A 21,902-nucleotide genomic window follows, 5' to 3' on the forward strand; every position below is an offset into this window, starting at 1 on the left:
CCATTTTCATTGGTTAATATGGCGCATTGTTGCGGAGATCCCCGATGCGTTACTCGCAGGACCATAAAGCCCAGACCCACGAACGCATCATCAAGGAAGCGTCAGCGCGCTTTCGCCGCGATGGCATTGGCGCGACAGGTCTGCAACCGCTGATGAAAGCACTGGGCCTGACTCACGGCGGCTTCTACTCGCATTTCAAGTCCAAAGACGAACTGGTGGAAAAGGCGTTGCAAGCCGCAGGCGAGCAGGTCGATGTGATTTGCGCTGAGCTCTTCGCTCAAGATCGTCCGCTGGAAGCGTTCATCGACACCTATTTGTCCGAATGGCACCAGACTTCACCCGATGAAGGTTGCCCGTTGCCGACCATGTCATCGGAACTCGGCCTGCGCAGGCAGCAGAGCCCGACCACTGACGTGGTGCTCAACGCACGGCTCGCACAAGTGCAAGGCACTCTTGAAGACGAGGACGCCGCCGACCAAAGCATCGTCATCATGTCGACACTGGTCGGGGCTTTACTGCTGTCACGCAGTGTCGAGAATCCCGAGCTGGCTCAGCGGATTCTCGACGTGACTCGCGCCTATCTCAAACAGACCCGGGACTAACCCTCCCAACGCTTGAACAGCACGCTGGCATTCACCCCACCAAACCCGAAGCCATTCGACAGCGCGTATTCGATGGCCATCGGTCGCGCCTGACCGTGGACGATGTCCACGCCCTGGGCGGCGGGGTCCGGGTTATCGAAGTTGAGGGTGGCCGGCACGACCTGATCGCGAATTGCCAACAGCGTGAAGATCGCCTCGATACCGCCCGCTGCACCGAGCAAATGCCCGGTGGCCGATTTGGTCGATGTCACGGCGATTTTGTTATCCGTGCCGAACAATGCCTTGATGGCTGCCAACTCCCCCAGATCGCCGACCGGCGTCGAGGTGGCGTGAGCGTTGAGATGCTGCACCTGAGCGGCCGAAATGCCCGCCTGGGCCAACGCCAGTGACATCGCCCGTTGCGCACCGCTGCCATCCTCGGGACCCGCCGTCAGGTGATAGGCGTCGGCACTGGTGCCGTAACCGACCAGTTCCGCCAGCGGTTGGGCACCGCGGGCCAAGGCATGTTCCAGGGATTCGATCACCAGAAGGCCAGCGCCCTCCCCCATGACGAAGCCATCGCGATCACTGTCGAACGGCCGCGAGGCACGCTCCGGGGTGTCGTTGTAACCACTGGACAAGGCGCGAGCAGCGGCAAACCCGGCGAGACTGACGCGATCGATCGCCGCTTCCGCGCCACCACATACCGCGATGTCTGCCTCGCCACAACGAATCAACCGCGCCGCATCACCAATCGCCTGGACCCCGGCGGCGCAAGCTGTCACCGGAGCACCCAATGGGCCCTTGAAGCCGTGCTGGATCGACACATGACCCGCGGCGAGGTTGACCAGGAATGAAGGGATGGTGAACGGCGACAGGCGTCGCGGCCCACGGCTGTCCGTGGTGCGCACCGCATCCGCTATCGCACCGAAACCACCCACGCCGGAACCGATAATGGTTGCCGTACGCTCCTGGGCATTGGCGTCCGCCGCTTGCCAACCGGCCTGCTCCAGCGCCTGACGCGCCGCTTCCATGGCGAACATAATGAAGCGGTCCATCTTCTTCTGCTCTTTGGGCGCCGTCGCCCGATCCGGGTCAAAACCCGCCTCGGGATCGTCAGCCAGTGTCGGCACTGCGCCACCGACCTTGGCCGGCAAATCGGCAACCACCTCATCCGGCAAATTGCGCAACCCGGAACGCCCGGCCAACAGACGCGACCAAACGGCTTCGACGCCAGAACCCAATGGAGACACCAGGCCCATGCCCGTTACAACTATTCGACGATCACTCATACCGCACATACCTCAAGCCGATTCATGACGCCTCACTTGTAACGCGCGGCGGCCTTACTTTTGGAAAGATTCGGCGCCAATACATGACGCGCCGCAATGAAGGCATCCCAGTCGGCCGCATCCGGCAACGAAGGAATGGTGATCAACTCACCCTGGTCCAGACCCGACAACGCTGCATCGACCATATCATCGGCTTCCATGACCATGTCCGCCGGAATCTGGGTTGCGTCAATACCGGAGCGCTCCCAGATTTCGGTACGTGTGACGCCTGGCAACACGGCCTGCACCTTGACCCCGGTGCCATCCAGTTCGGCGTTCAACGACTGCGTCAGACTTAACACATAAGCCTTGCTGGCGGTGTAAGTTGCGTTGAAGCGCTCGGGAAACAACGCCACCACTGACCCGATATTGATGATCGTCCCCCGACCCGCCTTGGCAAAACTGGCGGCTGCTGCCGACGCCAGCCGCGTTACCGTCGTAACGTTCAATTGAATCAAACGTTCCAGCTGATCCATGTCTGAGTTAGCCAACAACCCCTCGGACGCGACACCGGCATTATTCAGCAACAGGCTGATACTCGAATCACTGCGAAGACGCTGTTCAAGCTTCAGCACATCATCCTTTTGTGTCAGATCCGCCTTGAGCACCTCGACCTGAACGCCATGTTCGGCGCGCAATTTGGTAGCCGCTGCTTCCAGCCGCTCTTGATCACGGGCGACCAATAACAAATCAAAACCACGCGCCGCCAACCGCTCGGCGTAAATCGCACCGATACCGGAAGAAGCACCGGTGACGAGGGCCGTACCTTGGGACTGGACAGAATTCATGACTGTGCTCCTGGAAGATGCCTAAGGGAAAGACAAGCGCCTGAGGCTCAGAACGCTTGGCGGAAACCAATTTATTATAGGCATAATCTTAGCTGTATATGATAGCCGTAATTTTTCCCATATCGACGAAAGGCGCACCCTCACAGCGTTCGCCAGAAAGCAAAAAGGCCGATCAATGACCGGCCCCTGGCGCTGACATATAAGCTTAGTTCACCTCAAGCTTCTCGCGATTCTTATCCAGAATGGCTTTACCTATTCCCTTCACTTCGAGCAGCTCGTCCACGGACGCAAACGGCCCATTACTCTCACGATAGGCAACAATCGCCTTGGCCTTGGCCTCGCCCACACCGGACAACTCGCGCTGAAGAGTTGGCACATCAGCCTGATTCAGATCGACCTTGCCGGACTGTGCCTTGGGAGAAACCTCCAGCACCAAGGGTGCATTGCCAGCCTCGGGCTTGGCCGTCGGCGCAGCAATGGCAGCAATAGAGGCGCTGGTGAGCAGGGCAAAAACCAGAGAGTAGAAATAGCCAGTACGCATAAATGACGCTCCATGACATCAATTGAGAAAGCAGCTTTTCCGAAGCTGCCTCCCAAACTTAGGCGATGTCTGGAGCCTGTCAAAAATGTGTCCGTTACAGGATGTGAAACAATCAGGGTTCGAGGCGACGTTGCTGGTAGATCCAGTCAACGATATCGCCGTCGGGGGTGTAGCCGCTGACCGTTTCGCGCAGGAGCTGACGGACACGACTGTAATCGTCATGATCGACAGCAATCAGCAACTCCCTCAATCGGCCTTTGAGCACATCCCAGGGCAAATGATCTTCGTTGGCGCTCATGATCATCGGATGTTGCGTCGCTGCCACGTTGTCGCCAATCAGCAACTCCTCGTAAAGCTTCTCACCGGGACGCAGCCCGGTGAACTCGATGGAGATGTCGCCTTGCAAATTCTTGTCCGAACGAACGCTCAAACCGGACAGGTGAATCATCTTCTCCGCCAGCTCGACAATCTTCACCGGCTCGCCCATATCCAGAACAAACACATCACCGCCCTGCCCCATGGAACCCGCCTGGATCACCAATTGCGCGGCTTCCGGGATCGTCATGAAATAGCGAGTGATTTTCGGATGCGTGACCGTCAACGGGCCACCGGATTTAATCTGGCTGTGGAACAGTGGGATCACTGAGCCGGAGGAACCCAGCACATTACCAAAGCGCACCATGGTGAAACGGGTCTTGTTGACCCGGGAGACATTGGCCTTGTCACCGAACATCACCGGGGCGATTTCACGACTCAACGCTTGAAGCGTCATTTCGGCGAGACGCTTGGTACTCCCCATCACATTCGTGGGGCGTACGGCCTTATCGGTGGAGATCAACACAAAGTTGGAGACACCTGATTGCAACGCAGCCTGAGCGGTGTTGAGCGTGCCAATGACGTTGTTGAGCACGCCTTCGGCGATGTTGTGCTCGACCATCGGGACGTGCTTATAAGCGGCAGCGTGGTAGACGGTGTCCACACCCCAGGTTTTCATCACATCCAGAAGTTTGTCCTGGTGGCGGATGGAACCGAGAATTGGCAACAATTTGACCGAAACCGACTTACGACAAGCGCGCTGCTCCAGTTCCGAGAGGATGCTGTATAGATTGAATTCGCTGTGTTCAAACAACAAAAGCGTCGTCGGGCCAAGCGAGAAAATCTGCCGGCAAAGCTCAGCGCCGATCGATCCGCCAGCCCCAGTGACCATCACGGTCTTGCCTTTGATACAGCGTTCGAGCAAGTCCGATTGCGCAGGCACCGAGTCGCGTCCCAACAGGTCCGCGATATCCACTTCCTGGATGTCTTCGACCTTAACCCGGCCACTGGCCAGATCGGTGAAGTTTGGAACGCTTCGGATGTGAAGTGGGAAACGTTCCAAAACAGTGAGAATTTCCCTACGTCGTGCACGCGTCGATGACGGTAGCGCCAGGAGAATTTCCTGCGCGCCGGTTACGTCGATCATCTGTTGGATATGTTTGGGTTTGTAGACTTGAAGGCCCGAAATTGATCGATCGGCGATGCTGGCATCGTCGTCGATAAAAGCGACCGGACGCATCACCTTACCCATACGCAATGCTGCAACAAGCTGGTTACCTGCAACACCGGCCCCGTAAATCGCGACTTTGGTCAAACCGTTGTCGCGGTTGGTAAACGGCACATGCTGAGCTGCGCTGAACCAATCGCCCATAAAGTACTGGCGCATGCACAGCCGCAGGCCACCGATAATGACCAGACTGAGCCACCAGTAGTTGAAGACGATGGAGCGCGGCACCACAGATTCGTGATTGCTGTACCAATAGACCACGAGCGCCAGAATCAGCGACGACAAACTGACGGCCTTGATAATGGCGATCAAGGCGTCGTTGCCGAAGTAGCGCATGACGGCCCGATACATACCGAAGCGGATAAAGAGAGGAATCGCGACGACAGGAGCGCAAACAAACAGCCAGAAATGTACTCTGAACGGGTTGTACATATCATCAATACCCAAACGTACGATGAACGCCAACCACAAAGCAATCCAGACCAAAAAAATGTCTGTGCCGACCTGAATCAGTCGTTTCTGACGCCTGGGAAGCGCCAATAGACGCTCTCTGACCCTGTCCATAAACTCTTCAAACACCTCAGCACTCTCCCTTCAACTGCGGTTTCAGCGTAGTGAAACCTTATAGGCCCATCTCATTCACTTTAAAACCTAAATAACAGCGCTGCTACTCAGTCCTTCATCAGCGGCTTTTCAAGCTCGCCTGCGCGGAATTTGATGGCCACCACAACCAATGGAGCATAGGCCAGAATAATGCCAAGACTTGAATCAGGCCAAATTGCGTAACGCCTGATGCCATGGGCAACAACCAAAGCAAATTGATCGCACCGACGGCCACTGTAACCGGTAAATGGCTACCAAATCGACGGAAGGCAAACTGATAGGCGTGACTGCGATGCGCTTCGTAAACCTTGTCTACCCTGAGCAACCGGCAAAACAACGTGAACGTTGCATTGATTATGAATACCCCAGGCAAGCACAAATCGCTTCTACACTGGCAATGCCATCGATTCCGTCCATGAGACACCAGATAAAAAGCTGTCAGTACGTGACCTGCCCAACCCAAATCGAGATGGGAACCAAAAATCTCAATGGGCGGCAATCCACCCATCCAACCCAGAAGCCAGGTTGCCGCGTCACACATAACTCATTTTTTGCAGGACTCCAGAAAGCGCTGCGCCGCCAGCTTCAATCCATCATTCAGACTTCCGGGTGGACTCCAGCCCAGTAACTCTCTATTTTTTTCAAAGGCGCCGCATCAACTCGGTCGTTGAAACATCCTCATCATCGCTCACCAGAAAAACCTGGTTCACGGCCCGGGGATGATCGAGGCACGTTTTGACCAGATCAACGACGTTCTCCAGTGACACAAGACTTCGAAGATTGGTCACCACCCCGAACGGGAGTGAAATGCCCATCACAAGCCAGCGCATCATTTGCTGAAAGTTTGCGCCCACGTCCGAACCATAAATAACTACTGGACAGATGATGACCACTTCTATTGCACCGATTGTTGGCGCTGTTTGCGGATTAATCCAACGCTTACCACTTTGAATTGCTGAAGAGATATGAAATAAATTAATCGGGACGATCGAGTCATCCCGAGCTTATTAAAAAATCACCGATTTTATACCTAGCGCTTTATAACCCTGAGGATTTTATCCAATTATAAGTTTCAATGATGCCATCATGCAAAGGCGTCAGAGGCTGCCAGTTCAAGTGACTTTTTGCTCGGTTTATATCTAATATACTGACGGGAATATCCATGTTCCGGCCAGGTAGATAGTTGACAGCGAGCGATTTTCCGACCGCCTGTTCAAGTGTCGAGATGATCTCATTGAGACTAATACCCACACCAGAACCAATGTTAAAGACCTTATAGGGGCTATTGTTAGTGAGTGCCAGATCAATTGCATTAACAACGTCGTCGATAAATACGTAATCTCTTACAACGGTGCCATCCCCCCAAACATCTATCGGCTCGTCATGTATAGCATGTTGGAAGAAAGCAGAAATTACGCCTTGATTCTTCTTGTTAGTCTGATATGGGCCGTAGGGGTTAGCTACACGCAGAACGCAATAGTCAAGTTTATACAGGTGATAGTACAGAGAAAGATATTTCTCAATCGTAAGTTTACTGACGCCGTAGGCGGTGATTGGGTTATTTTCGGAGGCTTCAGGAGTGGGAATAATTGACGGAACACCATACACAGTGCCACCCGAAGACAAAAATATGACTTTCTTCACTCCCGAGTTTACGCATGCATCAAGCAGATTCAGCGTAGACACAACATTCGCCTGAAGGTCAGCAACACGATTGATGTTCGCGCTTGCTGGTGTTGAGGCATTAACGAGATGGATCACTGTATCACAATCACCAATGGCGTTCGCAATCTGGTTCGCATCCGCGAAATCACCCTCAATCCATTTGCATTTTTTAAATGCATCTTTATACATAGGGTTTCGACCGAATGCTTTGATATTGGAGTATTTCTCCCCGAGTTTTTCGCAAAGACGGGAACCAATGAAGCCGCTGGCACCTAAGACTATACAACGAGAGTTGTTTTGCATCACCAATCCCTGCAAATTAGTTATCAATTTCAATTAAGGCGTTTTTTAGTTTTTCAGCCTCGTATTCCCAGCTAGAGATATTAGCTGTTTTCAGCCCTTCAGAGCGAATTGCGGCATGCTTCTCCGGATTCTGTAATAGCTCACAAATAGCGTCAGCAAGACTTTCAGGGACCGCTTTAGTAAGTACCGAATTATGATCGTTCAACAGCCACTCCGTGCAAGGAGCACGGTTGCTGACAACCGGCACTCCGCACGCCATCAGCTCTAGAGGAAGGAGAGACAGGTTCGTAAAAGACAGCACAAGAGCAACATCGCACTGATTATAGAGATCTGGCAGGTCGCTGACATCCATGGTCCCTGCATTAATGTGATCGAACGGGATTTTAAAGGATGAAACATCCCAGCCAGCAAATACTATCTCGACGCCAGGAACTCTTTTGACGACTTCGTTCAACGTGATTAGTCCAAGTTCAAACGCGCGTCGCGGGGTGGGAGGGCGAGCGTAGAAGAAGACTTTTTTATTTTCTGGCTGTCTCCGCTCTATAACTCTGTACAAAGCTCGGTCATATGAAAAACTAATGGGATATGTCTTAGAGCCATATTCAGCGCAAAGCTTTTTCGCTAACCAATCCCCGGAAGTTATACTGTCGAAGCCGAAAGAATAAGTAGCTTCGGCCAACGCTGACTCCGATCCGACTGCGTAAAAATAAGGCTCAAAATCCTGGACAAAGTAACATTTATACTTGGTATTTTGAAAGTTACGGACATAGTATGCGGTCTGCCAGGATGTTGCCATCGTGTAGTAAGAGGCTGGAACAGAAGCCATCCCGTCATAGACTTGAGCTTTCAATGGGAAAAACCAGTCAGCAATCTGCTTCTTTGCTTCTTTGGTATCGTATTCCGGGTGAGATCCGACGATTACAACCCGACACTCATAGCCGAGCGCCTCCAGTAGAAATACGAACCGGAAAATATTGAGATGTCCACCTGATCCTTTTCCATAGGCAGGCACAACCCATGTAATAGTATTTGCTTCAGCGCTACCCTCCTGATAGGTCACACCTGAAGGGTTGTAGAGCGCAAAATCATAAGTACCCAGAACGTCATTTTTTTTAAAAATTGCCGTCCTATCAGACCTGAGGCTTTCTATCGTTTTTTTAAGCAAAGGTAGTAAGCCGTGCGTGCGATGATAGCTTATCGCTTGTTTGGCTTTGTTCTTGGCAACTATAAAATTCATGAAAATCCCTACTGTGCAAACAACTTTTTATCGCGAGATATACGACTTACAATCGCAGCGGGCAATCTGTCGCCTTTTGCTCCCAAGTAGTGTCCAAGAACCCTCATCAAATTATCTACCACCGCGTGAAGGACCGTTCCAGGGGAGGTCTTTATCAACCCGGTTTTTTTAGCAAAGCTAATATCACGCAAACTTAGCGCGCCTACAGATCTGATCATGAACTTGAGATCTGGAGAAAGAACGTATCCGAAAAAACGCCGAAATGCGTAGCTCTCGTCAAAGCTACGCTGAAAGCGCTCGAACAAGGTATAGTCATGAGAGTGATACACTGCGCCCGCTTCGGAGTACGCTTTATAATATCCGGCTTCAATAATCAGCTTTGCCCATGCCTGGTCTTCAGCAAAGTCAACGTCGGGATATGGTATAGACTCCCACACCGAGCGCCTGATTAACGCGTTATTGTCCGAAAAAAAATGTAGAAACTGCTTATATACAACATCGCTATTATATCGATCTTCATCTTCTAGATGAACAATCGGAACTAAATTGAAGCCACTAAAATGCAGCTCCAGCTCCCTCTTTGTGAAAACCGACGCGTGTGGGTAGGCGATATGACGTCCAAAAACGCCAGCAATCCTTTCGTCACTTTCTGCGCAGGAAACCAAGTTAGCTAGCCAATTATCGTCAACGGGTTTTGCGTCATGAGTAATAACGGCAATAAATTCACCCTTGGATTTCGAGATCGCAAGATTACGTGTACGCCCGTGCCCGAACTCACTGGCAGGAATCTCTATAAGCGACGCTTGAGGGCGACTCTTCACAAACTCAACAGTGCCATCCTTGGAGCCGGAGTCGATAACTATTATGTCGAACGGCCAATTAGTTTTTTGTGCAATAACCGCATCAAGAACTTCTTGAAAGATTCTTCCGGGATTCTTTGTGGGTATTATGATGGAGGCTTTTATGCTATTCATATTAGGCTCTAATAGCAATGGATGTGCTATTTGGATTAATTATCATCCACGCATTGCGCAGTTGTTGTGCCAGTCTGCAGCCAGGTTACGGCACATGCGCGCTAGGAAATGGACCACCCTGCAATACGTATTTTGCCCCGAACAACAAACGGGGCGGTTTCTGCATAGTGCAGCGTGCAATGTTATGGTTTTTTTTAGTTTTCCATATTTCGTGCGTACGATAAGGGGGCTCCAACAGGATGACTCAGACCCTCCCGCCGATGCTGAGTGATCTAGTTGATGTTGCCTCGGCTGGCTGGTTTCACCGGTCATTAATGTGCCGCCCTCATGAGCTGAATGCTATTGAAAACGCTTGTACATTATCATACGCTGGCCCGAGGGGTATTGTGTGCGGGCATGCAGTAGGCCAGCACTGCGGCTGCCTTTCCTATTCAGCCTAAAGCGGTGCACACGCTCTCCCGGCCCTCAAACTCTCCCGAGACAGGCCGCCAGGATCAGGCTGATGTTGGCCCCATGCGTCTGACGATAGATGCCCGCTCTGTGAAGCTCGCGGAGCCGCCCTCTCAAGCCTAGGTTGCGACCCGTTTCAAAGTGCTCAAGTATTGTTCGGGCTTCCTGAGTCAGCAAAGGGGACAAGGCCCTGAGAATCTCCAAATTCGCGTCATTCCACTCGATGAATCGTCCTGACAGCATCTTGCGAATTCGAACGACGCGATCCTTAAAGCCAGCATTCGCCCCGATGAGGTTCCCGCCATGCTGGCGATAATCCAGAGTTGCTCCCGAGTCGTAGAACGCCCGGCCGCCGCACGCAGTGACCAATATATAGGTGAGCCAATCATGCGCTACCACGGTAGCATTCTCGGGAACGCTTAACAGGACTCTACGAGCAGCCTGATTGATTAGCATGGTGTTGGCACCCGCGATGCTCTGGACGAGAGCGTTCTGAAAAGAAAGCGGGCGAGAGAACAGCGGGGAGAACCCGGTCGGATTGCCTTCGGCGTCAATCAATCTGGTTCTCGAGCAATAGAGTGCGGGCTGCTGCTCGGGCAATGACGCCAAACGGTCCACACTACGCTCTAGTTTGTCATCGAACCAAATATCGTCCTGGTCGCTGAACGCGTAATAGCGCGCCTGCACCTCAGGTCTTTTGAGCAGTGATATGAAATTCTTTCCGAAGCCTTGGCAAGGGCCGTCAAAAACGACTAAGCGGTCCTCACCCCAGCGACGCCGATAATCATCCAGTATGCTCCGCGTCGCATCAGTAGACGAATCGTCCGAAACGTAAAGGGTCCAGTTACGCAAGGTCTGCCGGCTGAAGGAGTCAAGCTGCTCCCGCAGGAATGATGATCCGTTGTAGGTGCACATCAAAATTGCGACATTGGCGCGATCTATGCCGCCACTTTCGCCCTGCAACACACTCGAGGCGCTCACCGATTTAGCGACGCAACCCTCATCTTTTTCCGTAAGCTGGGTTTTCAAAGAGATCTTCGCTAGTAAAATGACGTATTGTAACCTTAGTGGCTGCGTAGGTCTAAGCGGGATGTTCGCTGGCCGAGAGAGCTTGACCCGCTGAGGCTGCAGCAAGAGCTTATTTTCTGGAAATGGACGTTCGAACGCTGGCATTGAACATGTCAGCCACGATGAAATTTCGCGCTCAGACGCATTAGCACATGCCTGATCTCCAGCGGAGGCGCTCATGAGCCACGCGGTGCCGGACCTTCGAGATTGTAGAATAGTAGCTGGTGGAGGATATCGCATGGCAGTGTTGGTGCCGGTGATAGGAGGAGATTGCTTTGACTTTTAATTGCATTTTCAAGGCCCTGTCCGGGAGTGGTTACAGAGTTTTGACAATCAACTCTATAGCGGCTGGCTTTCCCAAACCTATGGGGCGCTCAGGATCAGGTATCCCAGTGGTGCGCGGTGTGCCGAGTACGGACGTCTGACAGGCAGCTGGTTGTTGCTGGATGGCGCAAGGCAATATTACTGATGTTATGTGTCACTCCATAGGCGGGCGGTTACGCCGAGCCGATGACAATAGAAAATTCACCCACTCTGGATTACAATCTGCGGCGCTATGGTCAACAGCTACTGGACAAGCGCCAAAGGTGAGCGTCCGATCAGCCTCAACGAATACAAATAGAGACACACAAACCTACCCTTAGGTAACATTTTTAGGGGAATAAGCCAAGCTTCAGGGATTTAGAATGACGTCGGTTACAGGCGGTGCAAGGTTGATAGATACAAAATTTGTGCTGGACTGGCTGCCCATATCTGATCAAGTGGTCAAATGCGTCAATGCACTTAACTACCCAGGTAACCGCGAGAATCCTATCCCACTGGATCGGGATGAAAGACGTTTTTTCGTGCACAACGTGACTAGGGACCCCACATTTTTTTCTGGTGCCCCTGCCTATTCGCAGGCTGACCCCATCAGCAATGTGGAAGACGAGAGCCGCGCAGGCCGATTCACCCGGTGGCGAGATGCGTTCACCAAGAGCTATACCGCGACCACCTTCCCCCTGTTGAATCCAGTAAGCATCCACCGCAACCACTGGAAAGCTGAAACCAGCCTGACTTCTTGCCTCCTGCGCAGATTGCACGATGGAGGCTTCAGTCCTCTCACTAAACGCGCCCGGTCCTTAGCGAGAACAAATCGCCGCAAGCGTCACGGTCAATACTTGGCGAATAATATCTAATGCGGGCCTGTCAACATCTTCTTGGATCTGCTCGTGATCGCGCGCCCCGCCTCACGCAACTGCAGTCCTCCTCACTCCCCGAAACACATCTACCCATCAACGTTCGCTTTTGCGGTCGCGGGCAGGATGCTGCCCGGGACTGGAGATGAGCAGCCAGTCGTGAGCTTGCCTTTGAGGAATACGACGTGGCATTGCCTCGCACACACTAACATGGCGTCACCGCCCTCGCTCAAAGATAGCGTGGGCATAGCGCGGATACACAAAGAGGTACATCTATGATTTTAGTTACAGGTGGGGCTGGCTACATCGGTTCACATACCGTCGTAGCTCTTGCTGAAGCAGGTTATAAGACGCTGATTCTAGACAATTTTTCTAATAGCCACCCAGCTGTTCTTGACAGGCTGGAGCGCATATCCGGGACCCGACCGAATTTCGTCGAAGGCGACATCCGGGATGGTGATTTGCTGGATAGCATTTTCAAGCAGTACTCCATCACCGCCGTCATGCACTTTGCCGGTCTAAAATCAGTGAGCGAGTCGGTAAGCAAGCCACTTGAGTATCATGCTAACAACGTCCTTGGCACTCTTAACCTTCTGGCAGCGATGCAACGCGCTGAACTTTTTACATTCATTTTTTCATCATCCGCCACAGTGTATGGTGACCCAGATAGCGTACCGGTCAAAGAAGAGTCGCCCCGTTCGACAACTAATCCATACGGACGCTCTAAGCTGATAATGGAAGATATTCTTGACGATCTGCACCGCGCAGAAGCGAAATGGAATATTGCCCGTCTTCGGTACTTCAATCCCGTTGGCGCACACGAAAGCGGTCTGATCGGTGAGGACCCGCAGGGCATTCCTAATAACTTGATGCCCTATGTTAATCAGGTCGCGATAGGGCACCGAGAAAAACTCTCCATCTTTGGGGGCGATTATCCGACTGTGGACGGGACGGGGGTGCGTGACTACATCCACGTTATGGATCTAGCAGAGGGGCATGTATCAACATTGGACTACCTGTTGAAGTCAGGCGGAATGCTAACAGCGAACCTAGGAACAGGCCGCGCCTATTCTGTGTTAGAAATGGTGAAAGCTTTCGAAGTCGCTAGCATGCGATCGGTGAAATACGAGATTGTTTCTCGTCGTTCTGGTGATATTGCTGAGTGCTGGGCAGACCCCTCTCATGCGGAAAAGGTATTGGGCTGGAAGACAAGACGTGGTCTCGACCAGATGTGCGCAGACAGTTGGCGCTGGCAACAACGGAATCCAGAGGGATACCAATGAATCCTCATGCCAACCAACCCACCTCCATTTTGGCGCTTACCCGAAGCCTGTGTACCAATCGTCGGCTGATCATGCAGATGATCAAGCGTGAGGTGGTAGGACGCTATAAAGGGTCCATGATGGGGTTGCTTTGGTCATTTCTGAACCCAGTATTCATGCTGCTTATATACACCTTCGTTTTTTCGGTGGTCTTCAAGGCTCGCTGGAATGTTGGCACTGAAGAAACCAAAACTCAGTTCGCTGTCGTGTTATTTGTCGGCATGATTGTGCAAAGCCTATTTGCCGAAGTATTGAATCGAGCACCAGGATTAATTCTCGCCAACACCAACTATGTTAAGAAAGTGGTGTTTCCTTTGGAAATACTTCCCGTTATCACCTTAGGGGCCGCGCTGTTTCACTGCGGTGTAAGCTTCCTCGTGCTATTGGGTGCTTTCGTCATTTTAAATGGCTTTTTACATTGGACAGCGATATTCGCACCGCTCATTATCCTGCCATTGATAATAATGACGCTAGGGTTTGCCTGGATGTTGGCGTCACTTGGAGTTTTTCTACGCGACATTGGGCAGACAATCGGCGTATTGATGACGGTTTTGACCTTTCTAGCCCCGGTTTTCTATCCTGTCAGCGCCTTACCCGAGAATCTCCAGCCTTTAATGAATGCTAATCCGCTAACAATGATCATCGAGCAGCAACGAGCGGTGTTGATATTTGGAAAAATGCCAGACTGGTATGGGTTAGGCCTTTATACGTTAGTGTCGATTGCCATCGCTTGCCTAGGCTACGCCTGGTTCCAAAAAACGAGAAAAGGATTTGCGGATGTCCTCTGATATCGTAATTTCTGTTGAAAACGTTTCCAAGATGTACCAGGTGTATAGCAAGCCCAGCGATCGAATGATGCAGATGATATATCGCGGTCATCGCCAGCTATACAAGGAATTCTGGGCTCTTAACGACATTAGTTTTGAAGTGCGACGTGGCGAAACGATTGGCGTGATTGGACGTAATGGCTCAGGGAAATCCACGCTGCTACAAATACTTGCAGGAACCTTGACGCCCACGTCTGGTCGCGTAGCCATCAACGGGCGCGTTACAGCGCTTCTTGAATTGGGCGCTGGATTCAATCCTGAATTTACTGGTCGTGAAAATATTTTTCTAAACGCTACAATCCTGGGGGTTACCCAGGAAGTCGTAGAGCGTAAGTTTGACGAAATCGCTGCATTTGCCGACATTGGAGATTTTCTCGAGCAGCCAGTAAAGACATACAGTAGCGGAATGTACGCACGCCTAGCGTTTGCTGTAGCTATATCATTCGAGCCTGAAATTTTAATAGTCGATGAAATTTTGTCCGTCGGTGACGTATTTTTTCAAGCCCGCTGCATGCGCAAGCTAGATGAATTCCGAGAGAATGGGGGCACTGTATTCTTCGTTACTCACGACACCCATGCGGTCGAGCGAGTATGCACCCGGGCCATTGTTCTTAGTCACGGAAAAAAAGTGTTCGAAGGTGGTACGGCCGATGGCGTCACGGTGTACTACAAGATGAGCCGGGAAGAGGCGAAGGCCTCGGGCAAACTGAATGAGTTGGAGACTGTAACGGTCGCTCAATCAGAGGGTAAGCATTCCGCGATAGCCGAACTTGAATCTATAAATATTCGGCGTGACCATGTTGTTGGTGATAATAGCGCGTTCATTGAGGAAGTCTATTTAACGGATGATGATGGCGTCCAGCGCTCTAACTTTGTAGTCGGGGAATGGATGACCGTTCGCCTGATGGTCCGATTTAATGCAGCCTTTGACTCGGTAGATTTCGGTGTCGGCATTCGCGACCAGTCGGGCACGTTAATTGGGGGGGCGCACTCAATGTATGAGAACTCATCGATTGGCCCAATTAATTCCGGCGAGCGGCGCTGTCTCTCGGCTAAAATCAAACTTGACTTGGCACCGCGCGAATACCTACTAATCGCGGGAATAGCGCGCCACGACTCTCTGCAAGTCTACCAAGAGTGCTATGGTCTATACGATTTTTGCGCCATCAGTGTGACTGGTAACAAGAAATTCTGGGGCGAAGTCGCTCTGCCCAGTAGCACCGCTGATGAGGGCGAGGCTACCCCTTCGCTCGAAACCGCGCTGTAAATGTCATTTCAACAAACTCGTACCTTATCTTCGTCGAGATATTATCCAGGCCTATGTCAAAATTTAACTTTGAAAACGAACTAATCGCCACGCCAGAGCACATTTTTCCAGCGATCGGTCTGCACTTTACAACGCCTGAGCGTAATTTCTCCTCCGAAGGCGAGGCGCGTTCCGTTAACGTCATTTACGAAGATGCTCAAAGCAATAACGTGGTTTGGCAACCAGATGTTCTCTGGGAGGCAAGAAATATTGCTGATCGTCAGGGAATCACACATGTAATCGATATTGGATGCGGTGGTGGCCATAAGCTTGTTCACTATTTCCAGGGTGGCGGATATGACGTCATGGGTATTGACTATCATGGATCGCTGTCCCTAAGCCGTGCTAGCTATCCTGAATGGCAATGGGTCGAGTGTGATCTGACGTCATGGGATGACCTTTCCCGAATCTCGCTTGGGCTGTCGACTACAGAGCCAGTAGTGATGATTCTGTCAGATGTGATCGAGCATTTAACCGACCCAAGACCTTTGGTTGCATGGATGCGCACTCAACTGATTGGGCGGCCTGGTAGCCGGTTAGTTGTGTCAACTCCTGATCGTTTGCGCCTCGGTTATGAAAGCGTGACTAGCCGACCGGAAAACAAAGCACATGTCCGGGAATGGTCCTTCACGGAACTTGAACGGTTTTTTGTCTCCAGTGGTCTGCAGATTATCCGATCCGGGCATACGCGGGCGAATCAATTTGATCCTGTTAATTCTACGATTTTCATTGAGAGTACTTGTTCCCACGAATACTACCAAGCGTTCCTCCTTGATGTCGGCTTACTGCACGGTAACGATCGACCGCGGCATCTTCTAGTCACTACAGAGTACGCCGGAATCCACAATACAGGAGGAATTGGGACTTTTGTACGGGAGCAGCGGGAGTCGTACGGCTACGATGAGTCGCTTTGCTTGTTTGGAGGAAGCGCTGATGGGCTGGACCAAGAACGTCTGCGCGCTGAAAAGCTTGTGTCTCCCTCGATGTTACTAGTTGAGTCCGACATTCAATCCCTGCCTTTAGAAGATCAGTTTCTAAAAGCCGTTCAGCAATTGCTATTTTATTTTCCTGAAATTGAAACAGTGCAATATGGCGATTATCAAGGTATTGGCTGTCGAATCGCGCAGGGAAAACAGACAGGGTTACTGCCGCAAACGGTCAGAGTTATAGCTCACTGTCATGGCATAACGCATTATCTTGAAAATGCGCATGAATCGTGGCTCGGGTTATCACATTCAGGAGTAGCCGAAAAAGAGAAAATTTCAGTAGAAGGTGCTGACCTAGTAGTTTTCCCGACTACGTTCTTGCGCGAACTTTATACTGAAGTTGGCATTAACGTCCCAGCGGAAAATACTTTCCTGCTGCGCTATCCTCTTCATAGCTCAATATCCGAACTTCACGCATCGGCCCCTATCGATACGTTAATATTTTACGGGAAACGTTCCCGTATGAAAGGCTATGACTTGCTCCTGAACACCTTGGTTGGGGTGGATGTCGAGCAATGGAAAAACGCCGGGATCACTACCATTTGCTTGATCGGGCCTAAAGTTGATGGTAGTCAAGAACGAGACTCAATGCTTGAGGTGCTACGGCAGCATTATCAAGTTGAAGAGTTTTGTAACTTGAGTAGGCAGCAGGCGATTGATGTCTTGCACGATCGAGCACATCGAGCGGTTTGCGTGATGCCCTATCTTGGCGACAATCACCCCTATGCGCTACTCGACGTTGCCTTCTCCACTGCATTTCCATTGATGGTCAGTGCTGGTGGGGTTCCTGAAATGATCCCTGAGCAATTTCAAAGTATTTGTTTAGCCGACCCCGATGCTTTAAGTCTCCGTGCGCGGCTTCAGCACCTCCTCGCAATGTCGCCAAATGCATTCCATAACCTGCGCGCGACCTTCGTTTCGACAATGGTCCAGACTCAAAAAGATATCAATGAGCTAGTCAAGGCGTTCCCTGGACATCACCAACCTAAGGCGCTTTCACGGGCCGTAGGCGACGCCACCATAATTGTCCCTGTATTTAATACACCGCTTAATTATATCGAAGATCTTATCTTCGGAATAAACAATCAGAGTCTTAAGCCAGCGGAAGTTGTTTTCGTGGATGACGCCTCGGAGGACAGCTACGTTTTAGAAATGCAAAGTTTGGTGAAAGAACTCCTTCAATTACCATACCGGATAATACGGCATAGCAAAAATAAGGGCTTGGCTGGGGCGCGAAACACTGGCCTCGCTGCCGTGCAAACCGATTTCATCATTAATATCGATTCAGATGATGTACCGTTGAATGATTTTGTGAGAGACATTGTTTTTACTCTCAAATCGAATCCGGGGCACGTGGCTGCTGTTCCCTATCTCTGTGCTTTCAATGACGGTACAGATTTCAACGTCGTGCGATTTGGCGGATATGTATACCGCCCTCTTGGTGACGGCGTAATTGCGTCGCAGCTGGACAATCAACTTGGGCATGCAAACGCGGGATTTAGAACATCGGTAATGCGAGAATTTGGTGGATGGGACGAGTCCAGCAAAGCGATGTGGGAAGATTGGGCGCTGTATCTGAAGTTGACCGCAGCGGGCCGAAAAATTGCGATCATTCCCAAAAATGGTTGCCTTTATCGTGTCCGAGCGGAGTCCATGCTGCGCACCTATAAGACTTGGCCAGCTATGCGGCGACTGGCCAACAACATGCTCGGGCTACCCAGGTACGAAAATTTCCGTTTACAGGCAATGCTCCGTAGCTATCGCGACATCGCGACGCAGGAAGCGGAATTACGTCACCGCATAACTGCTCGGGAAGCGGAACTGCATCATCGCATAGATGATCTTCAGCAAGAGCTAAATAGAGGAGCGGTTCGTGCCGCACGCAGTGTGGCCAACCGGTTCGCGCGATATCCTCGGCTGTTTAAGGTGGCAAGCAGATGTGGACGCATTAGTTGGAAAATCTTGCGCCGATTGATTCATCTGGCACGTCGATTCAAGGGATAAGCCGGCACCGAGTTGAGAACGGTCCAACTGACAATTGAACCTAAGGAAAGTCTGAAGTACCCACCGATTTTTTGATACTCCAACCATTTGGAGTTCAAAAAATCGGTGACCGGTCAAAAATCAGGCTTTGGCTCTCCTTAGTTCTTGTTTTGCAAAAAAACCAAGCTTTCGCAATGCACTGGTACAGAGTATCGCTCGGGTGAACACGATGTTGATAAATAACGCTGCACGTACATTAATGCAACAAGTACCCGGCATCGTTTCCTACTTATCTATCGGGAACTCCTGCCTTGCATTTCCACGCCAATAGCATTAATGGAAAATAAGCCAAGAGCACACCCAGAGCACCATTCAACCAACCGCTTCCGACCAACAAAGCCAATGGAAGCAAGAAGCAAACGTTTATTATCACTACCCCCACCGTTACCACCATGTGACTCTTAAATCGGTTAGTCGCATGTTGATATCCGTGACTGCGATGAGCTTCATATACTTTGTCGCCACGTATGAGACGCTGAATTAAAGTCCAGGTTGCATCCACGACAAAAATGCCGAGCAAAATTATCCAGCTCCAAAGCATCTCGGGAGAGCTTTGCGCCGACTGTATAGCCAGCCCCCCAAGCACCACCCCTAGAAAGCCACTCCCCGCATCCCCCATAAAAATCCGTGCTGGTGGAAAATTCCACCAAAGGAAACCTGCTACCGCCGCCGCCAGAATCAAAGGCGCCCAGATCAGCTCAACGTTTCCGCTTACCCAATAAACTAGACACATCCCCACACAGACGCTAATAGCCTCAGCGCTGGCCAAACCATCAATCCCATCCATGAAGTTATAGAGATTCAGCATCCATACCAAATACACCACCGCCAGTATGTTGCCCACCCATCCCAAATCAATTACGACGCCAAAGAACTCAATCGAAGGAAGACCGTTAAACCAGAACAACGCCCAACCTGCAGCAATGAAATGCCCCAGCAACCGCCATCTGGCAGCGATATGCCCATGGTCATCGGCGAACCCGATAATCGCAACGAGTAGACCCGAGCCAAGTAGCCCATACAGAGTCGAGGGGCTCAGCAGATTTAGGCCGCCAAGGACTGGAAGCGCCAAAAGGAAGGAAACAACAATGGCCACCCCTCCCCCGCGCGGCGTCGGGATCGAATGAGAGCTGCGCTCATTAGGTATATCCATCAAACTCTTCGTCAAAGCATAACGGCGCAAGACCAGCGTCAATACCCAAGAAACGGCGAATACAGCTAATAGAATCCACCAAACAATCATTTCGTTTGCGTTTCCAGATAATGGCCAGCGGTCTGACGCATGGCTTTGTCCATGTTGACGGGAGGGGTCCACCCCAGTAAGTCGCGATTTTTACTGATATCGACTTGTAGTGATCCACATACTCTCTGTGCAATGGCCTGCTTGCCCAGTGTGGATGCTGCCAGTTTCAATAACCACTCGGATAGCGGCAGAAGTCGGGCAGGCTTACCCAACGCCTTCGACAGACGACGCAGCAGTTGAGTTGTAGATAAGTCTTCACCGTCGCTTACCAGAAAGGTTTGGTTGGCGGCTGCCGGATGATCAATACACGTGACAATGAGGCTCACCAGATTTCCGATCGAAACCAGACTTCGCTGATTTCTAATCGCGCCTAAAGGCAAAGGAATACCTCTGCCAAGCCAGGTCAGCATGCTCAGGAAATTAGCTTTCACGCCAGGACCATAGACCAGCGGAGGACGGATGATCACCACTTCCATGCCGGTGTCTCGACCTAATTGCTTTAAACCCTCCTCAGCTTCGTACTTGGATACACCGTACGGATCCTGCGGATTGGGTCGGTCATCGGCTTTGAACGGCTTGCCCGCAACGGTACTTTCGCCATTGACCTTGATTGAACTGACGAAGATGAAGCGTTTTACCCCTGATGCAGCGGCACGTTGCGCCAACCTGAGGGTGCCTTCCACGTTGTACTTACGAAACTCGGCCAACGCGTCCACTGCGGTTTCATTCATGACATGCACTCTAGCAGCGGCATGAATGACTACTTGAACATCATCAAGCGCAGGCGGGGCCTTGGCGTTGGTCAAGTCGAAGGGCTGGATCGGACACAGCCCGTGCAAGTGCGTGGCACCGCGTGCAGCTGCGATCGGGTAAAACTTCTTATCCACCAACAGCCTGAAAACCACTGCTTCTCCAACAAAACCGCTTGCTCCTGTAACTAATACCTTCAGGGCGGTCATCTAGCCTTTTTCCCTATCAACGCAGTCACCCAGCAAATACAAAAGAAAAACACTTTATCCCGCACCCGCCGTCGGCAACGCCAGGCACTGAAGGAAAGCGTCATCAGGTGTCTGCGCCGCAATTCCAGCCACGTTCGCACAAAAGGATCAGTACCCTGCCCGACCAAGTGCGCAATCAACTGCACCTGTTTGAACCACCAACCGTCATGGATGCTTTTGTAACGGGCAATCAGCGGACTCAACCCCTTATTGGCGCCTACCTGGTTACGCTCATGTTGGCGATAGTCCATGGACGGCACAGGGTCGATGTACCAGCGGTAACTATGGCTACGGGCGAAGGCGTAGCAATACCAGTCGTGCAAGCTGACATCTTGTAGTTGCTGCCAGTTGGCGAGCATCGAAGCCTTTAGCGAGTCCGCGAGGCTTTTGCTCATTACATAAGTACAGCCGGGCCCCGCCGCTTCGAACAGGAAGTCCCATTCAACCTGAGGCTGTGCTTTGTCCAGCAAATGGGTTTTACCATCTGGCCAAAAAGCCGTGACGTTACTGGAGTAGGCGTCGACCTGACGGGTTTGAATGACATGGGTTGCACGCTGAAGCTTATCCGTATGCCAGACGTCATCCTGATCGGCGAAGGCAACGAAGTCGTAACCTTCAAAGTCGACATCGCGGATGAGTCGGAAGAAGTTGCGAGAGGCGCCACCAAAACTGCCGGCAGCTGGCAAGACCAGAACTTCGGGGTGTTTGGCAGCATAAGCCGCACACCAAGCTTCGGTACCGTCAGTAGAGGGGTCGATACTGATGTAAACGGTTACATCGGCAGCTGACTGGCCGAGGATCGAGGTCAACTGCTCCTCGATCCACTGCATGCCATTGTAGGCAGCCAGCAAAACCGCAAACTTCGGATGTTTTACTGGCATGCCATTCCTGCTTGCACCGGTTAAACGCTACTGT

The 21,902-nt window shown here is 51.5% G+C and carries 18 protein-coding genes and 1 pseudogene; 6 read left to right on the forward strand and 13 right to left on the reverse strand.

The annotated features are described in order from the left end of the window. The first annotated feature begins 44 nt into the window (after window positions 1–44). Window positions 45–602 carry a TetR/AcrR family transcriptional regulator gene (locus tag ACMXYI_RS28900; protein ID WP_415770433.1) on the forward strand — a complete coding sequence of 186 codons (558 nt, stop codon included), beginning with the start codon at window positions 45–47 and terminating at the stop codon, window positions 600–602. Here the strand turns inward: ACMXYI_RS28900 and fabF are convergent. The 10 genes and pseudogenes from fabF to ACMXYI_RS28950 all read right to left on the reverse strand — a co-directional run bounded on the left by fabF (window position 599) and on the right by ACMXYI_RS28950 (window position 11,045). Beyond that, the gene (gene fabF, locus ACMXYI_RS28905; protein ID WP_415770435.1) at window positions 599–1,873 is read right to left on the reverse strand and encodes a beta-ketoacyl-ACP synthase II; all 1,275 of its coding nucleotides are present in this window, start codon (window positions 1,871–1,873) and stop codon (window positions 599–601) included. The two genes, ACMXYI_RS28900 and fabF, sit on opposite strands and share 4 nt — an antisense overlap. Before the next feature lie 32 nt (window positions 1,874–1,905). After that, a complete protein-coding gene (locus ACMXYI_RS28910) occupies window positions 1,906–2,700 on the reverse strand; it encodes an SDR family NAD(P)-dependent oxidoreductase (RefSeq protein ID WP_415770436.1) in 795 nt (264 codons plus the stop codon). A 205-nt stretch (window positions 2,701–2,905) separates the two neighbouring features. Further along, a complete protein-coding gene (locus tag ACMXYI_RS28915; RefSeq protein WP_415770437.1) occupies window positions 2,906–3,241 on the reverse strand; it encodes a ComEA family DNA-binding protein in 336 nt (111 codons plus the stop codon). A gap of 112 nt (window positions 3,242–3,353) precedes the next feature. Beyond that, complete coding sequence (locus ACMXYI_RS28920) at window positions 3,354–5,348, reverse strand: polysaccharide biosynthesis protein (RefSeq protein WP_415773995.1); 1,995 nt, start codon at window positions 5,346–5,348, stop codon at window positions 3,354–3,356. A 107-nt stretch (window positions 5,349–5,455) separates the two neighbouring features. Further along, window positions 5,456–5,919 (reverse strand): annotated as a pseudogene (locus ACMXYI_RS28925) (glycosyl transferase); the annotation flags it as partial. Between the two features lie 109 nt (window positions 5,920–6,028). Further along, on the reverse strand, window positions 6,029–6,280 hold the full coding sequence (locus ACMXYI_RS28930) for a hypothetical protein (protein ID WP_415770438.1): 252 nt from the start codon (window positions 6,278–6,280) through the stop codon (window positions 6,029–6,031). Between the two features lie 145 nt (window positions 6,281–6,425). Further along, the gene (locus ACMXYI_RS28935) at window positions 6,426–7,355 is read right to left on the reverse strand and encodes an NAD-dependent epimerase/dehydratase family protein (protein ID WP_415770439.1); all 930 of its coding nucleotides are present in this window, start codon (window positions 7,353–7,355) and stop codon (window positions 6,426–6,428) included. A 16-nt stretch (window positions 7,356–7,371) separates the two neighbouring features. Continuing rightward, window positions 7,372–8,592 carry a glycosyltransferase family 4 protein gene (locus tag ACMXYI_RS28940; protein ID WP_415770441.1) on the reverse strand — a complete coding sequence of 407 codons (1,221 nt, stop codon included), beginning with the start codon at window positions 8,590–8,592 and terminating at the stop codon, window positions 7,372–7,374. 8 nt (window positions 8,593–8,600) lie between these two features. Next, window positions 8,601–9,566, reverse strand: a complete 966-nt coding sequence (locus tag ACMXYI_RS28945; RefSeq protein WP_415770443.1) for a glycosyltransferase family A protein — start codon at window positions 9,564–9,566, stop codon at window positions 8,601–8,603. A 465-nt stretch (window positions 9,567–10,031) separates the two neighbouring features. Next, window positions 10,032–11,045 carry a glycosyltransferase family 2 protein gene (locus ACMXYI_RS28950; protein WP_415770445.1) on the reverse strand — a complete coding sequence of 338 codons (1,014 nt, stop codon included), beginning with the start codon at window positions 11,043–11,045 and terminating at the stop codon, window positions 10,032–10,034. Between the two features lie 725 nt (window positions 11,046–11,770). Between ACMXYI_RS28950 and ACMXYI_RS28955 the strand changes: the two genes are divergently transcribed. The 5 genes from ACMXYI_RS28955 to ACMXYI_RS28975 all read left to right on the forward strand — a co-directional run bounded on the left by ACMXYI_RS28955 (window position 11,771) and on the right by ACMXYI_RS28975 (window position 18,707). Next, the gene (locus ACMXYI_RS28955; RefSeq protein ID WP_415770447.1) at window positions 11,771–12,262 is read left to right on the forward strand and encodes a hypothetical protein; all 492 of its coding nucleotides are present in this window, start codon (window positions 11,771–11,773) and stop codon (window positions 12,260–12,262) included. 275 nt (window positions 12,263–12,537) lie between these two features. Further along, window positions 12,538–13,545 (forward strand): UDP-glucose 4-epimerase GalE, encoded by a 1,008-nt coding sequence (gene galE / locus ACMXYI_RS28960; RefSeq protein WP_415770448.1) that lies wholly within the window; start codon window positions 12,538–12,540, stop codon window positions 13,543–13,545. Further along, on the forward strand, window positions 13,542–14,372 hold the full coding sequence (locus tag ACMXYI_RS28965) for an ABC transporter permease (protein WP_415770449.1): 831 nt from the start codon (window positions 13,542–13,544) through the stop codon (window positions 14,370–14,372). Before galE ends, ACMXYI_RS28965 begins: the two co-directional genes overlap by 4 nt. Continuing rightward, window positions 14,362–15,678 carry an ABC transporter ATP-binding protein gene (locus ACMXYI_RS28970; RefSeq protein WP_415770451.1) on the forward strand — a complete coding sequence of 439 codons (1,317 nt, stop codon included), beginning with the start codon at window positions 14,362–14,364 and terminating at the stop codon, window positions 15,676–15,678. Before ACMXYI_RS28965 ends, ACMXYI_RS28970 begins: the two co-directional genes overlap by 11 nt. 53 nt (window positions 15,679–15,731) lie before the next feature. Continuing rightward, complete coding sequence (locus tag ACMXYI_RS28975) at window positions 15,732–18,707, forward strand: glycosyltransferase (protein ID WP_415770453.1); 2,976 nt, start codon at window positions 15,732–15,734, stop codon at window positions 18,705–18,707. 268 nt (window positions 18,708–18,975) lie between these two features. Here ACMXYI_RS28975 and ACMXYI_RS28980 read toward each other — a convergent pair whose 3' ends face one another. From ACMXYI_RS28980 to ACMXYI_RS28990, 3 genes are read right to left on the reverse strand one after another with little or no spacing between them, the layout of a single operon-like run. Next, window positions 18,976–19,989, reverse strand: coding sequence for an MraY family glycosyltransferase (locus ACMXYI_RS28980; RefSeq protein ID WP_415770455.1), 1,014 nt, complete (start codon window positions 19,987–19,989; stop codon window positions 18,976–18,978). After that, complete coding sequence (locus ACMXYI_RS28985; protein ID WP_415770457.1) at window positions 19,986–20,948, reverse strand: UDP-glucose 4-epimerase family protein; 963 nt, start codon at window positions 20,946–20,948, stop codon at window positions 19,986–19,988. Before ACMXYI_RS28985 ends, ACMXYI_RS28980 begins: the two co-directional genes overlap by 4 nt. Then, entirely contained in the window at window positions 20,945–21,868 is a 924-nt protein-coding gene (locus ACMXYI_RS28990; protein WP_415770459.1) for a glycosyltransferase, read from the reverse strand. Before ACMXYI_RS28990 ends, ACMXYI_RS28985 begins: the two co-directional genes overlap by 4 nt. Between the last annotated feature and the right edge of the window lie 34 nt (window positions 21,869–21,902).

It is taken from the genome of Pseudomonas lyxosi (assembly GCF_047758685.1).
GTDB classification, from domain to species: Bacteria; Pseudomonadota; Gammaproteobacteria; order Pseudomonadales; family Pseudomonadaceae; genus Aquipseudomonas; species Aquipseudomonas lyxosi.

What these genes read in the sequence shown, in the direction of transcription:
- ACMXYI_RS28990 (WP_415770459.1), bottom strand. Translation starts at nt 21,868, where the DNA reads ATGCCAGTAAAACATCCGAAGTTTGCGGTTTTGCTGGCTGCCTACAAT.
- ACMXYI_RS28970 (WP_415770451.1), top strand. Translation starts at nt 14,362, where the DNA reads ATGTCCTCTGATATCGTAATTTCTGTTGAAAACGTTTCCAAGATGTAC.
- ACMXYI_RS28980 (WP_415770455.1), bottom strand. Translation starts at nt 19,989, where the DNA reads ATGATTGTTTGGTGGATTCTATTAGCTGTATTCGCCGTTTCTTGGGTA.
- ACMXYI_RS28945 (WP_415770443.1), bottom strand. Translation starts at nt 9,566, where the DNA reads ATGAATAGCATAAAAGCCTCCATCATAATACCCACAAAGAATCCCGGA.
- ACMXYI_RS28955 (WP_415770447.1), top strand. Translation starts at nt 11,771, where the DNA reads ATGACGTCGGTTACAGGCGGTGCAAGGTTGATAGATACAAAATTTGTG.
- ACMXYI_RS28900 (WP_415770433.1), top strand. Translation starts at nt 45, where the DNA reads ATGCGTTACTCGCAGGACCATAAAGCCCAGACCCACGAACGCATCATC.
- ACMXYI_RS28940 (WP_415770441.1), bottom strand. Translation starts at nt 8,592, where the DNA reads ATGAATTTTATAGTTGCCAAGAACAAAGCCAAACAAGCGATAAGCTAT.
- ACMXYI_RS28975 (WP_415770453.1), top strand. Translation starts at nt 15,732, where the DNA reads ATGTCAAAATTTAACTTTGAAAACGAACTAATCGCCACGCCAGAGCAC.
- ACMXYI_RS28985 (WP_415770457.1), bottom strand. Translation starts at nt 20,948, where the DNA reads ATGACCGCCCTGAAGGTATTAGTTACAGGAGCAAGCGGTTTTGTTGGA.
- ACMXYI_RS28915 (WP_415770437.1), bottom strand. Translation starts at nt 3,241, where the DNA reads ATGCGTACTGGCTATTTCTACTCTCTGGTTTTTGCCCTGCTCACCAGC.
- ACMXYI_RS28920 (WP_415773995.1), bottom strand. Translation starts at nt 5,348, where the DNA reads ATGGACAGGGTCAGAGAGCGTCTATTGGCGCTTCCCAGGCGTCAGAAA.
- ACMXYI_RS28965 (WP_415770449.1), top strand. Translation starts at nt 13,542, where the DNA reads ATGAATCCTCATGCCAACCAACCCACCTCCATTTTGGCGCTTACCCGA.
- ACMXYI_RS28910 (WP_415770436.1), bottom strand. Translation starts at nt 2,700, where the DNA reads ATGAATTCTGTCCAGTCCCAAGGTACGGCCCTCGTCACCGGTGCTTCT.
- ACMXYI_RS28935 (WP_415770439.1), bottom strand. Translation starts at nt 7,355, where the DNA reads ATGCAAAACAACTCTCGTTGTATAGTCTTAGGTGCCAGCGGCTTCATT.
- fabF (WP_415770435.1), bottom strand. Translation starts at nt 1,873, where the DNA reads ATGAGTGATCGTCGAATAGTTGTAACGGGCATGGGCCTGGTGTCTCCA.
- galE (WP_415770448.1), top strand. Translation starts at nt 12,538, where the DNA reads ATGATTTTAGTTACAGGTGGGGCTGGCTACATCGGTTCACATACCGTC.